Raw genomic sequence first — 329 nt, 5'->3', positions numbered from 1 at the left:
AGCCTTGCGGTCATCGGGTCATTGATCTGCAATCGGCTCGGGTTGGTCATGCATGGGCTCCGAGCAGCTTGCGCTCCTTGACGGCGGCACGTGCCCGCACGTCCGCCTGCGAGGCCGCCGGATCGCCGCAATAAAACGTGCCATCGACCCACATCGCATGCATGATCACCGCAAGCTTGCGTGCCACCGCAACGGTCGCCTTGCGGTGGCTCGTGCGCTTGGCGATCGCAAGCCCCCAGGTCTTGACCTTGTCCTTGCGCTTGAAGCGGGTCAGCAACGCGGAGGCCGCCTCATAAAGCGCCCGCCGCACGTCGCCATCGCCCGCCTTA

At 65.3% G+C, this 329-nt stretch carries 1 pseudogene; it reads right to left on the bottom strand.

Annotated elements, in window-relative coordinates:
• Positions 1–46: 46 nt before the first annotated feature.
• Positions 47–329 (bottom strand): annotated as a pseudogene (locus MTR72_RS40290) (IS110 family transposase); the annotation flags it as partial.

Origin of the sequence: Bradyrhizobium sp. ISRA442, assembly GCF_038085055.1 — a bacterium.
Classification (GTDB): Bacteria; Pseudomonadota; Alphaproteobacteria; order Rhizobiales; family Xanthobacteraceae; genus Bradyrhizobium.
Note: the sequence above shows the minus strand (reverse complement) of the source record. Positions and strands in the feature narration are given on the sequence as shown.